This is a genomic window from Flavobacterium sp., assembly GCF_034111225.1.
In the GTDB taxonomy this organism is placed as follows: domain Bacteria; phylum Bacteroidota; class Bacteroidia; order Flavobacteriales; family Flavobacteriaceae; genus Flavobacterium.
In genome coordinates this window covers 1-15,687 of the sequence record NZ_JAWUXR010000008.1, presented here as the reverse complement: position 1 = coordinate 15,687, position 15,687 = coordinate 1, and the positions used below count along the sequence as shown (strand labels likewise).

At 29.9% G+C, this 15,687-nt stretch carries 10 protein-coding genes; 7 read left to right on the top strand and 3 right to left on the bottom strand.

The genetic code is table 11. The features are described from left to right. Window positions 1-17: 17 nt before the first annotated feature. The 4 genes from truA (at window position 18) to UXY25_RS03890 (ending at window position 5,186) form a co-directional block, all read left to right on the top strand. Window positions 18-755 (top strand): tRNA pseudouridine(38-40) synthase TruA, encoded by a 738-nt coding sequence (gene truA, locus UXY25_RS03905; protein WP_320814694.1) that lies wholly within the window; start codon window positions 18-20, stop codon window positions 753-755. Between the two features lie 26 nt (window positions 756-781). Continuing rightward, the gene (locus tag UXY25_RS03900; protein ID WP_320814693.1) at window positions 782-2,530 is read left to right on the top strand and encodes an ABC transporter ATP-binding protein; all 1,749 of its coding nucleotides are present in this window, start codon (window positions 782-784) and stop codon (window positions 2,528-2,530) included. 77 nt (window positions 2,531-2,607) lie between these two features. Further along, on the top strand, window positions 2,608-3,996 hold the full coding sequence (lpdA, locus tag UXY25_RS03895; RefSeq protein WP_320814692.1) for a dihydrolipoyl dehydrogenase: 1,389 nt from the start codon (window positions 2,608-2,610) through the stop codon (window positions 3,994-3,996). Window positions 3,997-4,070: 74 nt separating this feature from the next. Next, window positions 4,071-5,186, top strand: coding sequence for a hypothetical protein (locus tag UXY25_RS03890; protein WP_320814691.1), 1,116 nt, complete (start codon window positions 4,071-4,073; stop codon window positions 5,184-5,186). 124 nt (window positions 5,187-5,310) lie between these two features. Here the strand turns inward: UXY25_RS03890 and UXY25_RS03885 are convergent, their stop codons facing one another. Genes UXY25_RS03885 through UXY25_RS03875 form a run of 3 tightly spaced genes read right to left on the bottom strand, consistent with a single transcriptional unit; the run spans window position 5,311 to window position 8,802 of the window. Then, window positions 5,311-6,201: an exopolyphosphatase gene (locus UXY25_RS03885; RefSeq protein ID WP_320814690.1), complete on the bottom strand. Its 891-nt coding sequence runs from the start codon at window positions 6,199-6,201 to the stop codon at window positions 5,311-5,313. Window positions 6,202-6,230: 29 nt separating this feature from the next. Continuing rightward, window positions 6,231-8,318 carry a polyphosphate kinase 1 gene (ppk1, locus tag UXY25_RS03880; protein ID WP_320814689.1) on the bottom strand — a complete coding sequence of 696 codons (2,088 nt, stop codon included), beginning with the start codon at window positions 8,316-8,318 and terminating at the stop codon, window positions 6,231-6,233. Further along, complete coding sequence (locus tag UXY25_RS03875; RefSeq protein ID WP_320814688.1) at window positions 8,287-8,802, bottom strand: phosphoglycerate mutase family protein; 516 nt, start codon at window positions 8,800-8,802, stop codon at window positions 8,287-8,289. Before UXY25_RS03875 ends, ppk1 begins: the two co-directional genes overlap by 32 nt. 368 nt (window positions 8,803-9,170) lie before the next feature. On the opposite strand from UXY25_RS03875, the gene UXY25_RS03870 reads away from it, so the two are divergent. Genes UXY25_RS03870 through UXY25_RS03860 form a run of 3 tightly spaced genes read left to right on the top strand, consistent with a single transcriptional unit; the run spans window position 9,171 to window position 15,677 of the window. Then, window positions 9,171-12,809, top strand: a complete 3,639-nt coding sequence (locus tag UXY25_RS03870; RefSeq protein ID WP_320814687.1) for a gliding motility-associated C-terminal domain-containing protein — start codon at window positions 9,171-9,173, stop codon at window positions 12,807-12,809. Window positions 12,810-12,849: 40 nt separating this feature from the next. Further along, entirely contained in the window at window positions 12,850-13,758 is a 909-nt protein-coding gene (locus UXY25_RS03865) for a type IX secretion system membrane protein PorP/SprF (protein ID WP_320814686.1), read from the top strand. Between the two features lie 11 nt (window positions 13,759-13,769). Then, on the top strand, window positions 13,770-15,677 hold the full coding sequence (locus UXY25_RS03860; RefSeq protein ID WP_320814685.1) for an OmpA family protein: 1,908 nt from the start codon (window positions 13,770-13,772) through the stop codon (window positions 15,675-15,677). The last annotated feature ends 10 nt before the right edge of the window (window positions 15,678-15,687 follow it).

Below are 15,687 nucleotides of genomic sequence, written 5' to 3'. Positions count from 1 at the left end.
AACATACAATTTTCAACTTGAGATATTTTATTGAATTTGCATATAACGGAAAAGATTTTTTTGGATTTCAGGTTCAACCTGATGTAATTTCGGTACAAGAAACTTTAGACAAAGCATTAAGCTTATTATTCAAGCAACCTATTCAAATTGTTGGGGCTGGAAGAACTGATAGCGGTGTTCATGCAAAACAAATGTATGCTCATTTTGATTGCGAAATTGAAATTGATTCTGATTATTGGGTAAGTAAATTCAATTCTTATTTAGGTAAAAACATTGTTATTTATCGTTTCATTCCTATTCACGAAGATGCTCACACGCGTTTTGATGCAACTAGTAGAACTTATGAATATTACATTCATACTTTTAAAGATGTTTTTCAAAATGAAGGAAGCTGGTATTACTTCAATAAATTAGATGTTGACTTAATGAATGAAGCGTGTGAAATTTTATTTGAATTTGAAGATTTTGAATGCTTTTCTAAAACAAATACCGACGTAAATACTTTTTTATGTGATATTACCGAAGCAAATTGGAAAGTAAATGGAAACCAGTTGGTCTTTACTGTTACTGCAAATCGTTTTCTTCGCAATATGGTACGTGCCATTGTAGGAACTTTGATTAATGTAGGAATTGGAAAAATTACATTAGACGATTTTAGAACAATCATAGAAAGTAAAAACAGACAAAAAGCTGGTTTCTCAGTACCGGCACATGGGTTATATTTAGTAAAAGTAAAATACCCTTATATAGATTAAATTAAAAAAAAAGTAATAAAATATAAATGAAACCCATACAATCAAAAGCTTTAAAAAAAGTACTTTTTTATGCCAAACCTTATCAAAAAAGGTTTAATTGGATAATAGTATGGGCTATTTTACTATCAATATTTGCTGCTACAAGACCTTATTTATTAAAACAAACAGTTGATAATTATCTACAAAATAATGATAAAGGAGGCTTGCTTTTTTACATCATAATTATGGCTATAGTTTTACTTTTTGAAGTAATGTCCCAATTTTTGTTTACCTACTGGGCAAACTGGCTAGGACAAGATATAATAAAAGACATTAGATTAAAATTATACCAACACATTGCTTCATTTAAAATGAAATATTTTGACAATGAACCTGTTGGAAAACTTGTAACAAGAACAGTTTCTGACATAGAATCAATTGCCAGTATTTTTAGTCAAGGTTTGTTTATGATTGTTAGTGATTTACTAAAAATGGTAGTTATTCTAGGAATCATGCTTTATATGAACTGGAAACTAACATTAATTGTTTTACTTGCTATGCCTGTTTTAATTTATGCAACTAATATTTTTCAAAAGAAAATGAAAGTTGCATTTAACGAAGTACGTAATGAAGTTTCTAATTTAAATACATTTATTCAAGAACGATTAACTGGAATGAAAATTGTTCAGCTTTTTAATAGAGAAACTATTGAACTAGAAAAGTTTAAAGAGATTAACCAAAAACACAATAAAGCTTGGCTTAAAAACATTTTATACAATTCTATCTTCTTCCCTATTGCTGATATTGTTTCTTCTATTACTTTAGGAGCAATTGTTTGGTATGGAGGAATTAATATTTTAAATGGAGATACAGTTACAACTTTTGGAGATTTATTTGCATACACAATGCTTATTACAATGTTATTTAATCCATTACGTCAAATTGCAGATAAATTTAACGTAATGCAAATGGGAATTATTGCTGCTGAACGTGTTTTTGAAGTTTTGGATACAGACAGTCAAATTCAAAACACAGGAACTTTAACAGCACATTCGTTTAAAGGAAATATAAAATTTGATAATGTACGATTTAGTTATATTGAAAATGAAGAAGTTTTAAAAGGAATTTCTTTCAAAGTATTAGAAGGAGAAACTGTTGCTATTGTAGGTAGTACTGGAGCAGGAAAATCGACAATTATTAATTTATTGAATCGTTTTTACGAAATTAACTCTGGAACTATTACTATTGAAAATCATAACATTAAGGAATACACTTTAGAAAGTCTGCGCAAGCAAATTGCTGTTGTTTTACAAGATGTATTTTTATTTGCAGATACAATTTACAATAACATTACTCTTTATAATGAATCGATTACCAAGGACGATGTTATAAATGCTGCTAAAACAATTGGTGTACACAATTTTATAATGAGTTTACCAAATGGATACGATTATAACGTAAAAGAACGCGGTGTCATGTTATCATCAGGTCAAAGACAATTAATTGCGTTTTTAAGAGCCTACGTTAGCAATCCAAGTATACTTATTTTAGACGAAGCAACTTCTTCTATCGATTCTTATTCAGAGGATTTGATACAAAATGCTACTGAAATCCTTACCAAAGGAAGAACATCAATAGTAATTGCACATCGACTTGCAACAATTGTAAATGCAGATACTATCATTGTAATGGATAAAGGGCAAATTGTAGAAAAAGGTTCACATAATGAATTGTTACAAATTGAAAATGGGTTTTATAGAAAACTTTATGATTCTCAATTTTCGGTTTCCGCATAAAGTTGAAATTGTTATTGAAACTTTTAAATTAATTGTTTAATTTCGCAAGCATTATAAATTACAGAAAATCATAGATTATGAAATACGATATTATAGTTTTAGGTAGTGGTCCTGGTGGTTATGTTACTGCAATTAGAGCCTCTCAATTAGGTTTTAAAGTAGCCGTTATTGAAAAAGAAAACTTAGGTGGGATTTGTTTAAATTGGGGATGTATCCCAACGAAAGCCTTATTAAAATCTGCTCAAGTATTCGATTACTTAAAACATGCATCAGATTACGGATTAAAAGTGGATAACGTAGATAAAGATTTTTCTGCAGTTGTAAAACGCTCTAGAGATGTTGCTGACGGAATGAGTAAAGGTGTTCAATTTTTGATGAAAAAGAACAAAATTGATGTTATTGATGGTTTTGGTAAACTAAAACCAGGAAAAAAAGTAGACGTAACTGCAGCCGATGGCAAAGTAACTGAATATTCTGCTGATAATATTATTATTGCAACAGGAGCACGTTCTCGCGAATTACCTAACTTACCACAAGATGGTAAAAAAGTAATTGGTTACCGCCAAGCAATGACATTACCAGAACAACCAAAATCGATGATTGTTGTTGGTTCTGGAGCAATTGGAGTTGAATTTGCACATTTTTACAACTCAATGGGTACTGATGTAACTATTGTAGAATTTATGCCAAATGTAGTTCCTGTTGAAGATGAAGATATTTCAAAACAAATGGAGCGTTCTTTAAAGAAAGCTGGAATTAAAATAATGACAAATTCTTCTGTAGAGCGAATTGACACTTCTGGAAACGGAGTAAAAGCATTCGTGAAAACAGCTAAAGGAGAAGAAGTTTTAGAAGCAGACATTTTACTTTCTGCTGTTGGTATCAAAACAAATATTGAAAATATCGGTTTAGAGGAAGTTGGAATCGCTACAGATAGAGATAAAATTTTAGTAAACGATTTTTACCAAACTAATATTCCTGGTTACTTTGCAATTGGAGATGTTACTCCAGGACAAGCTTTAGCCCACGTAGCTTCTGCTGAAGGAATTTTATTAGTTGAAAAATTAGCAGGTTTACATGTTGATCCATTAGATTACGGAAATATTCCTGGTTGTACATATGCAACTCCAGAAATTGCATCTGTAGGTATGACTGAAAAACAAGCAAAAGAAAAAGGATACGAATTAAAAGTTGGTAAATTCCCTTTCTCAGCATCAGGAAAAGCAAAAGCAGCTGGAACACCAGACGGATTTGTAAAAGTTATTTTTGATGCAAAATACGGAGAATGGTTAGGATGCCACATGATTGGTGCTGGTGTAACAGATATGATTGCTGAATCAGTTGTAGCGCGTAAACTAGAAACAACAGGACATGAAATATTAAAAGCAGTTCACCCACACCCTACTATGAGTGAGGCAGTTATGGAAGCTGTTGCTGATGCTTATGGTGAAGTTATTCACTTGTAAGATAATTTAGAAATATAGAAATCCCTGACAGTTTGTTGGGGATTTTTTTTATATTGATATTCTAAAAAATTGATATGAAATTTTATTTTTTGATAGTTATATTTTTAATAACAGTACCCTCAGTAAAATCCCAAGTAACAAAAATTGATTCTATTTATGGAAGCATAAAACGAATTAGAGAAAAGGTAATCAATCTAGATAATCTAGATGAAGGAACAACGGAATATAGTAACTCAATAATCTTACTACCAAATTCGTTAAACCTTAATATTTATGATTCTTCATTTTCAGGAAGTGCCAGTGAATATGTTAATTTCGAACGTTTCTATAATGAAAATGGTAGCATCTTAAAACATATTTGGCTTGTTAAAAACGATGAGTTTTATAAATCTATAACATATAAATATGATGATAAAAACAGAGTGATTAGTGAAATTGATTCTTCCCGTAATAATCTTACAACAGTTAAACATTATTATGAAGATTTTGATGAATATACAAATGAAAATATTATTTCTATAAATTTAAATTCAAATTATTTTCAACATACAATTAAATACTATAAAGACAATCAAGTAATAAGAACAAAACTAATTGATGATTATGGAAATATTACAGAATTTATAAACAACTACAATGAAAACGGAAAATTAATATATACTACATTAAAAACTCCAGAAACTTGGCGAAAAAATGAATATGGAGGTTGGTCACATGGTGTTCATGATTCTACATCTATTGTATTTAAGAATTCTGCTTATGAATATGATGATAAATATAGACTATTAAAAAGGTTAGTATATAATTATTCCAATAAAAATAATTATGAAGAACCTATATTATTGCATCAAATTTTATACACATATAATGACAATAAAACATCCGTAAAAAAAATTTATGAATCAGGTATGATTTCATCCTTTATTTACGTTTATGATAAAAAAAATAGAATAATTGAATATCATTGCTGTAGTGATAATATTTCAGATTCAGAGAGAGTTAAAAAGTATTCATATAAAAACAATAGAATTGTTTCACTTCAATATATAACTAAAGACAACAATAAATCTAAAATTCAAAATATTGATTTCAAATACAAATTTGATGATAAAAAAAATTGGATAGAAATTATTAAAATTGTTGATGGTAAAGAAAAGTCTATAAGAACGAGAGAAATAGAATATTATTAGACTTAAATGAACTCTAAACTACATTTTATAATAATTATTCACTTATAAGAATTAAAATATAATTATAAAAAAAATCCGACTTCAAAAGAGTCGGATTTTTTTTATATTTTAATTGGTATAGTTTCTAAATTTTTCCAAAATACATTGCTTTCACAATACCATCTGAAAGTCCTATTTTAGGGACATAAATTTGTCTTGCCCCACTCCATTTCATTGCATTTAAATAGATTCGCGTTGCAGGAATAATTACATCTGCTCTATCTGGATTTAAACCAAGATCCGTTATTCTTTGCTCATAAGTCATTGTACTTAATTTTTGAAACTGAGCACTTAAATATACATATGACAAAGGTTTAGACTGATGTTTTTCTGATAATTTGAATAATTTATTAATATTTCCTCCAGAACCTATAAGTGTAATCTCATCATAAGGTTCTACAGCATTTTTAATCCATTTTTCTATTTCAACCCAAACAATTTCGGAAACCATATTGTTTAACAATCGTACGGTTCCGTTTTTGAAAGATTTTGAAGTGATTATTTTCCCTTCGTTAAAAATTGAAAATTCGGTACTTCCACCACCTACATCTACATATAAATAGGTTTTATCAGAATTTAAGAATTGTTTTAAATCGGAACTTGAAATAATTACAGCTTCTTTTCTTCCATCAATTATATCAATTTTAATATCTGTTTTCTTTTTTATTAATGCTACAATGTCGTTTCCATTATAAGCTTCACGCATTGCAGATGTAGCACAAGCTTTATATTTTTCAACTTTATGCACTTTCATTAATAAACTAAAAGCTTTCATAGCATCGATCATCCGTTGGATATTTTCTTCTGAAATTTCTCCAACAGTAAATGCGTCTTGGCCTAAACGAATTGGAACTCGAACTAATGAACTTTTATTAAATTGTGTAGGCTGACCTTTTTGCTCCACAATATTGGTTACCAATAAACGCATTGCATTGGAACCTATATCTATAGCAGCATATTTTTTTATAGTAATCATTTAAAATAAGTAAATTGTTTAACTATTAATTATACTTTTTCCGGAATAACTTCAAGTTTATTTCTATAATAATTATACATTTCTAATTGTGCTCTGTATGGTTTTTCGTCACCATTTCTTCGGTAATCGTTTTTTAAGTTTTCAGTATGAACTCTTGCTTTAACATTTGCTTTCCAACCAATATTAAAAATTTCAATCAATTCTTCCTTAATATCTTCATCATAAATTGGACAAGTTACTTCAACACGACCATCTAAATTACGCGTCATAAAATCTGCAGATGAAATAAAAACTTCAGGACTACCATCATTACCAAATATATAAATACGAGAATGTTCTAGATAATTATCTACAATACTTATTGCCTCAATGTTTTCACTCATTCCTTTAACTCCAGGAATAATACAACATATTCCTCTAATTACTAATTGAATCTTAACTCCGGCATTACTTGCTTCATATAATTTATCAATTAATTTAAAATCAGATAGACTATTCATTTTCAATTTTATAAATGCCTCTTTGCCAGATTTAGCATTTGTAATTTCTCTTTCTATTAATTTATTAAACTTAACTCTTGTGTAATGAGGAGAAACAAACAAATGTTTATATCGGTACACTTTATAATTTATTTCAAAAAATTCAAAAACTTTAGCTGTATCTTTTAATATCTCTTGATTAGCAGTAAAAAGAGTAACGTCTGTATATATTTTAGCCGAATTTTCATTAAAATTTCCTGTAGAAATGAATCCGTAACGTTTTACTTTACTTTCTTCCACTCTTTCTATTACACATATTTTACTATGAACTTTTAACCCTTTTACACCAAATATTAATTCAATTCCTTCGGTTTGCATTTGTTCAGAATAAGAAATATTACTTGCTTCATCAAAACGTGCTTGCAATTCAATTTGTACAGTTACTTTTTTTCCATTTTTAGCAGCATTAATAAGTGAACTGACAATTTGTGAATTTTTCGCTAAACGATATAATGTAATTTTTATAGTAACAACATTTGGGTCAATTGCAGCTTCTCTTAAAAATTTAATTAGATAAGAAAAAGACTGATAAGGAGTTGATAATAAATAATCTTTCTTTTTTATTTTCTCTAATAAACTTCCATCTAAATCAAATCCTGGTACTGGTAATGGAACATTTTTCTTGTATAACAAGTCATATCTTCCAAGATTAGGGAAACTCATATAATCTCTTCGGTTATGATATCTTCCACCCGGAATAATACTGTCTGAACTATTAATATGCATTCTGTGCAAGAAAAAACCTAATGTGTCTTTGTCAATTGCTTGATCATAAACAAAACGAACAGGCTCACCTACTCTACGCTCTTTGACACTGTCAGATATTTTATTGATAAAACTTTTACTTAAATCACTATCAAACTCTAGTTGAGCATCTCTAGTAATTTTTATCATATGCGCAGAAATACTCGAGTAATTGAAAACATTAAAAATAGAATGTAAGTTTAAACGAATTACATCATCTAATAAAATAATATGTTGCTGCTCATTATTTGAAGGCAATACTACAAACCTATTAATAGAATTAGGGATTTCTACAACAGCGTACCTTACTTCATTCTTTTTACCAAATGAGTCAACTTTTAGTTTTATTGCTAAATAACCCGATGTATCCTTTAACAAAGGAAAAGTATCTAAATCATTTAACATGATTGTAACTAATGCTGGACTGACTATTTGAGTAAAATAATCCTTAATAAAAGCTTCTTGATCTTTAGTTATTTCGTTTTCATTAATTATAAAAATATTTTCCTTTTCTAACTTTTGTTCAATTTCACCTAGAATTCGTAAACTTTCTGATTGGTGCTCAATAACAACTTCGGTAATTTCTTTTAATAATTTTTCAGCTGTAATTCCCCCTAAAACTTTTTCAGTATCAACATTTTCAAAATTCATTCTACGAATAGCCGCATAACGAACTCTAAAAAATTCATCAAGATTATTAGAAAAAATTCCTAAAAAACGAAGTCTATCTAAAAGAGGCACTGAAGAGTCTCCAGCTTCTTGTAAAACTCTTGCATTAAACGTTAACCAGCTTTTTTCTCTATCAATGTATTTGTTTGGACTTGTATTGTTCATGTTTGTAATGACTTGGAAAAATAGATTCAATAATTTTTCCTTTCTTTAATTTAGTCCAATCATCTATATCAAATTGCATAGACACTACTCCAGATGTTGGGACATTATCAATAAAAAGGTCTCCAAATTTATTAACAAATTTTGTAATAGCTTCATTATGTCCGAAAAGAATTAGATTATCATACATATTTTCACACTTTTTTATGATTTCTTCCAACTTTTTATCATCAAAAGTGTATAGTTCATCTTTAATTAAGACATTATCATAAGAAAATAATAAGTTTTGTGAAAAAATCATAGCGGTTTCTTTTGTTCTTTTTGCTTTGCTACTCCAAATTATAAATGATTTTGGTAATAAATCACTAATCTTCAAAGAAATTAAATGAGCATTATGAATACCTCTTTTTGATAATGGTCTATCAATATCATTTAAAGGTAACTCCCAGCTTGATTTAGAATGACGTACTATAATTAATTTTTTCATAGTAAAATATTTTAATCACTATAAAGAAAGGTCTTTTTTTTTAAATATTACACAAAACTTTAACACAATTATTGCTGTTTCATAGATTTTAAATCACGTTTCATCGAAAATACTCATTCACAAACACATAACTTAAGATATTTCAGTAAATTAGTATAAGAAAAAAAACATCTTAACGCCAAAATAAAAAACCTCTTACTTTAAACGAATTGCAACATAGTAACTATTATTTTTTTTAATAGTTACATTTTTGACCCCCAAAATCAAAAAAAAAAAACTTACCTCCTTTTTTCTTACTCAAATTTTCACATTTCAACCTACATTTTAGATAAAATAACTCAAGGAATGTTAACCAAAATATGTGTTACATGAAAAATTTTACTCATTTATTGTTTCAGAGAAAAAAAATAATGCAAATAATTATTTTATTTGTCCTTTCTCTGTTTGCAAATTTAACATTTGCACAGTCTACATACGAATGTAATAATTGTTCTTCAAACGATATTAGTATCAAAAAAGTTGAACTAGTATCTTCTACTCCAGATGGTTCAGACGGGTATTTACCTTTGCCTACTTCCTGTTTAAGTGGTAATACTGTATCTGGCTACTTAAAAGTAACTTTAGACCAAAATGCTACTACTCGTTATGGAACACAAATTGAAGCCGATGTTTTTGTAGATGGTATTTTTCAACAGCATATAAGATACGAAAGCTGTGCCACTACTAGTTCAGGTACATTTTTTATCTATGTGCCAAACGCACCAACATCAATTCAATGGACTTGTGGGGAATTGCTTTCGCTTAGAAATATTATAATTGGGTGGGGACATTCTGTTAGTTCTAATGTCTGTAATGTAGGGGATTGTGATCTTGGTCCAAAATGTTTTAAATATGATCTTAGCACAAATTTAGTTGTAATAACCCCTATTATGCCAAACTTTACTTCTGTAGGAAGTTGTCCTCCTAGTAACACAGCTCAAACTTATACATTTACTTCAACAACTACAGGAGGCGTACTTCCTTATACAGCATACCAATGGGATATTACTAAAAATGGCACTCCTATTTCAGGATCTCCTTTTTCAGGTAATCCATTAACTATTAATTTTTCAAATTATGGAGGAGCTGGTGACTATATGGTAAAACTAACTGTTATTGATAGTAATACTCCTCCAACTTCTGTGAGTAGTTTACTAAAAACAATTACTGTAGCTTCTTGTTGTGTGCCTTCTGCTACATGTTTATTAAATTCTTTAAATTTAGAAGCTTGTACAATACCAAGTCCAATTACAAATCCATCTACTGTATTTAATTATAATTCATGTGGAAAAACAGTTACAATGACTAGTAGTGATTCTGGAGATACTGTAATATGTTCTGATGGTAATGGAGCTAATTTTATAAGAACTTACTCATTACTTTTTGATGGAGTTGTTTTTACAACTTGTGATCAAACTATTAATGTTCAAGATATATCAGCTCCAGTTATTGCAGCTTTACCAGCTACTTCAACTATTAATTGTCCGGATACTCCAGTATTTGCAGTAGCAACAGCAACTGATAATTGTGGTTCTGCTTTTACTTTAACTTCTGCCGATGTAACTACTAATGGATCATGTGCTGGTTCATATTCTATAACTAGAACTTGGACGGCTACTGATGCTTGTGGAAACTCTTCGCAAGCTTCACAAACTATTAATGTACAAGATATATCTGCTCCAGTTATTGCAACTCTTCCAAGACCAACAACTATTAACTGTCCTGCAACTCCTGTATTTGCAACTGCAAACGCAACCGATAATTGTGGGTCAAATTTCACGCTTACTTATGTAGATGTTACTACTGATGGTGATTGTGCGGGTTCATACTCTATTACAAGAACTTGGACGGCTACTGATGCTTGTGGAAACTCTTCGCAAGCTACTCAAACTATTAACGTACAAGATATTTCGGCTCCAGTTATTGCTGCTCTTCCGAGTCCAACAACTATTAACTGTCCGGCTACTCCTGTATTTGCAACTGCAAGCGCAACTGATAATTGTGGATCAAATTTCACGCTTACGTATCTAGATTTTACTACTGATGGTGATTGTGCGGGTTCATATTCTATAACTAGAACTTGGACAGCTACTGATGCTTGTGGAAACTCTTCGCAAGCTTCACAAACTATTAATGTTCAAGATATATCTGCTCCAGTTATTGCTGCTTTACCAGCCACTTCAACTATCAATTGTCCGGCTACTCCTGCATTTGCAGTAGCAACAGCAACTGATAATTGTGGTTCTGCTTTCACTTTAACTTCTGTCGATATAAATTCCCCAGGTGCTTGTGATGGTTCATATTCTATAACTAGAACTTGGACAGCTACTGATGCTTGTGGAAACTCTTCGCAAGCTTCACAAACTATCAATGTTCAAGATATTACCGCACCAAGTATAGATATTCAAGCGGCTAACTTAACCGTTCAATGTGATGGTTCAGGTAATACTACTGATCTAAACAACTGGTTAAGTTCTAACGGGGGTGCTTCAGCTTCTGATATATGTTCTTCAGTAACTTGGACTAACGACTTCTCTAGTGTATCTGATGGTTGTGGTGCTTCAGGATTTGTAACTGTTATATTTACAGCTACAGATGATTGTGGTAATGCAAGTTCAACTTCTGCAAATTTCACTATTCAAGATATTACTGCACCAAGTATAGATATTCAAGCGGCTAACTTAAGCGTTCAATGTGATGGTTCAGGTAATACTACTGATCTAAACAACTGGTTAAGTTCTAACGGGGGTGCTTCAGCTTCTGATATATGTTCTTCAGTAACTTGGTCTAACGACTTCTCTAGTCTTTCAGACGATTGTGGTGCTTCAGGATTTGTAACTGTTATATTCACAGCTACAGATAATTGTAACAACGCAAGCTCAACTTCTGCGACTTTCACTATTCAAGATACTACTGATCCAATATTTACTTCAGAGTTACCAAATGATATTTCAGCATCTTGTGATGACATTCCAAGTCCTGCGGAAATTCAAGCAAGTGATAATTGTGATGCAGATGTGGATATTGTTGTTAATGATGTTATAAATCATAACGAAGAAGAATGTGCTGGTAATTATTCAATTTCTAGAACTTGGACAATAACTGATGATTGTGGAAATAGCAACAGTTATACACAGACAATTACTGTTTATGACACTGCTCCTCCTGTATTGGAAACTCCTCTTGATGAAGAGTTAAGCGTGAACTGTTCAAATGTTCCTGATGTTCCTAATTTAGAATTTACAGATAATTGTTCAGGAATTGCAAATGTAAATTACACAGAAGTAACTACAACAATTTCTATATATGAATATATAATCATTAGAGAATGGTTTGTAAGTGATAACTGTGGTAATTCTGACACTTTTGTTCAAACAATTAATGTAACTGTGGATGATCCATTTGATGCAATTCCATACGGAATTTGTACTCAGGAAAATTCTATTGATTTATTTACTATATTGGGTAGCTCAATTCCTACAAATGGAGAGTGGGTAGACTTGAGCGAAACAGGAGGACTTAGCGGTAGTATTTTCAACCCTTTAAATATTCCTGTTGGATATTATACTCTACAATATATAGTGACAACTGAAGATAATAATTGTCCTATGATATTTGAAGTGTATTTAAATATTCATGAAGATTGTATAGTTTTACCAGCTTGTGACATAGTTGTTTATAATGCCGTTTCACCAAACAATGATGGATTAAATGATTTCTTCTTAATAGATGGTATTGATTGTTATCCTAATAACACTGTAGAAATTTATAATAAATGGGGAATATTAATATATGAAACTAGAGGTTATGATAATAATTTTAAAGCATTTAGAGGACAATCTGAAGGTAGATCAACATTAAATAAAAATGAAGGAGTACCAGATGGAACCTATTATTATATATTAAAATATGTAGATGAAGAAAACAAAACGCATGATAAAGCTGGATATTTATATGTTAGTAAATAAATGCTATTCAATTAAACTTATTAATTAAAAACTTTAGCACATGAAAACAAGAATCATATTTATAGCTTTACTTTTATCGCAAGTATTGTGCTTCTCTCAACAAGATTCTCAATACACTCAATATATGTACAATACGGTAAATGTAAATCCAGCTTATGCTGGCTCAAGAGAAACATTAAGCGTTTTCTTATTACATAGAAATCAATGGATTGGTTTAGATGGAGCTCCAGTTACAAATAATGTGTCATTAAACACACCGCTTGGAGATTCAAATTTTGGACTTGGTTTTTCTATAACCAATGACAAAATTGGACCTACTACTGAAAATCAAATTTCAGCGGATTTAGCTTATTTTATTCAAGTTTCTGAAAATTATAAGTTATCATTAGGAATGAAAGGAACTGCCAATATATTTAATTTAGATGTAAATAAATTAAACATATACGATCAAAATGATCCTCAATTCCAAAATTTAAATAGTGAGTTTACGCCCAATATAGGTGCTGGTCTTTATTTATTCTCCGAAAATACCTATTTTGGAGTATCAGTACCTAACCTATTTGAAACTAAACACTTTGACGACAACTCTGTAGCAATTACAAGAGAAAAAATGCATTATTATGTTATAGGTGGACATGTATTTGATATTAGTCCTAGTTTAAAATTTAAACCAGCATTTTTAACCAAAATTGTTGAAGGAGCTCCTCTACAAGCTGATATAACTGCAAACTTTTTAATAAACGACAAGTTAACTCTTGGAGCAGCTTACAGATGGAGTGCTGCGGTAAGTGCATTAATAGGTTTTCAAATCTCAGACTCGTGGTTCATTGGATATGGATACGACATGGAAACCACTAAACTATCAAATTACAATTCTGGTTCACATGAGATCTTCTTAAGATATGAGTTATTTAATAATAGTAGAATTTCTTCACCTAGATTCTTTTAAATCAAAAAATTATGAAAGCAATTTACTCTATATTATTGATTGGTTTTGTTTGTGTAACATTTGCACAAACAGCACAACTTAATTCAGCAGATAAAAAATATGCAAAATATTCATATATCGATGCAATTGAAATTTATGAAAAGGTTGCTGAAAAAGGACATAAATCTGCAGAATTATTTATGAAACTAGGAAATTCTTACTATTTCAATGGAGAATTAGACAAAGCAGCTAAGTGGTATAAAGAATTATTTGCTTTAAACGAAACTGTTGAACCTGAATATTATTTTAGATATGCACAGTCTTTAAAATCAATTGAAGATTATGAAAATGCAAATAAATATTTAGAGTTATTCAACAAAAACACAACCGATTCAAGAGGTAAAGAATTTGCAAATAACAAAGATTATTTATTAGATATTGAACGAAATTCTGGTAAATATACCCTTGAAAAAACAACTGTTAATTCTGAATATTCAGATTATGGTGCATCCTATTTTGGAAATCAAATAGTATTTACTTCTTCTAGAAAAGAAGGTGCTATATACAGCAAAATACATCAATGGACTGAACAAAATTTTACTGATTTATACATTACTCAATTAGATGGTTCAAATAAAATTGGAAAACCTGAGAATTTTTCAAAAACGATCAACACTAAATACAATGAATCGTCACCTGTTTTTACTAAAGATGGAAAGACTATGTATTTTACCCGAAATAATTATTTAGATAGTAAGAAAGGAAAAGCCGATGATAAAACAACATGGATAAAAATATATAAAGCTACTTATTCAAATAACGAATGGGGAAACATTAAAGAGCTGCCTTTTAATAATGATAATTATAGTGCAGGTCATCCTAGTTTAAGCGCTGATGAAAAAACTTTATACTTTTCATCTGATATGCCTGGTGGATATGGAGGTGCAGACATTTATAAAGTAACTATAAATGGAAACGATTCATACGGAAATCCTGAGAACTTAGGCCCTAAAATTAATACTGAAGGAAGAGAAACTTTTCCTTTTATTTCACATGATAATACTTTATACTTTGCATCAAATGGACATTTAGGATTGGGGGGATTAGATGTGTTTGAATCTAAGTTAGTAAATAATCAATTTACTAAACCTGAGAATTTAGCAAAACCAATTAATAGTTCTAAAGATGATTTTAGTTTTATTGTTAATGATAAAAACACAGGCTTTTTATCTTCTAATAGAGACGGAGGTGCTGGATATGATGATATTTATGCATTCAATGTCTGTAATCAAAAAGTTACTGGGCTAATAACAGATTTAGATACTAAAGAATTATTACCAAACTCTAAAGTAATTTTATTTGATGATCAAATGAATAAATTACTAGAAACTACTTCAGATGAAAATGCAAATTATTCTTTCAATATAGAGTGCAATAAAAAATATTACGTAAGAGCTTCTAAAGAAGAATACGAAACAAAAGAAAAATCATTTGCTCCTCAAAAACAAAGCGGAATAACACAATTAAATATTGAGCTAGAACGAAATGTATTCCCAATTGAAGAAGGAACAGATTTAGCTAAAATATTTAAAATTAGTATCATCTACTTCGATTTAGATAAATCGAACATACGTCCTGATGCAGCTAAAGATTTACAAAAAATTATTGAAGTAATGAAAGAATACCCTAATATGCAAGTATCTATTAGATCACATACCGATAGTAGACAAACTCATAAATATAACGAATTATTATCAGATAGAAGAGCAAAATCTACTATGGAGCATATGGTTAAAAATGGAATTGATAGAAAATTATTGACTGCTAAAGGTTTTGGTGAAACAGAATTAGTCAATAAATGTTCTGATGGAGTTCAATGCTCTGAAGCTGAACATCAAAAAAATAGAAGAAGTGAATTTATTGTCTTAAAAATGAACTAACAAAAATATA

Coding starts and splice junctions, on each gene's coding strand:
- UXY25_RS03900 (WP_320814693.1), top strand. CDS start 782: ATGAAACCCATACAATCAAAAGCTTTAAAAAAAGTACTTTTTTATGCC.
- lpdA (WP_320814692.1), top strand. CDS start 2,608: ATGAAATACGATATTATAGTTTTAGGTAGTGGTCCTGGTGGTTATGTT.
- UXY25_RS03890 (WP_320814691.1), top strand. CDS start 4,071: ATGAAATTTTATTTTTTGATAGTTATATTTTTAATAACAGTACCCTCA.
- UXY25_RS03885 (WP_320814690.1), bottom strand. CDS start 6,201: ATGATTACTATAAAAAAATATGCTGCTATAGATATAGGTTCCAATGCA.
- ppk1 (WP_320814689.1), bottom strand. CDS start 8,318: ATGAACAATACAAGTCCAAACAAATACATTGATAGAGAAAAAAGCTGG.
- UXY25_RS03875 (WP_320814688.1), bottom strand. CDS start 8,802: ATGAAAAAATTAATTATAGTACGTCATTCTAAATCAAGCTGGGAGTTA.
- UXY25_RS03870 (WP_320814687.1), top strand. CDS start 9,171: ATGAAAAATTTTACTCATTTATTGTTTCAGAGAAAAAAAATAATGCAA.
- UXY25_RS03865 (WP_320814686.1), top strand. CDS start 12,850: ATGAAAACAAGAATCATATTTATAGCTTTACTTTTATCGCAAGTATTG.
- UXY25_RS03860 (WP_320814685.1), top strand. CDS start 13,770: ATGAAAGCAATTTACTCTATATTATTGATTGGTTTTGTTTGTGTAACA.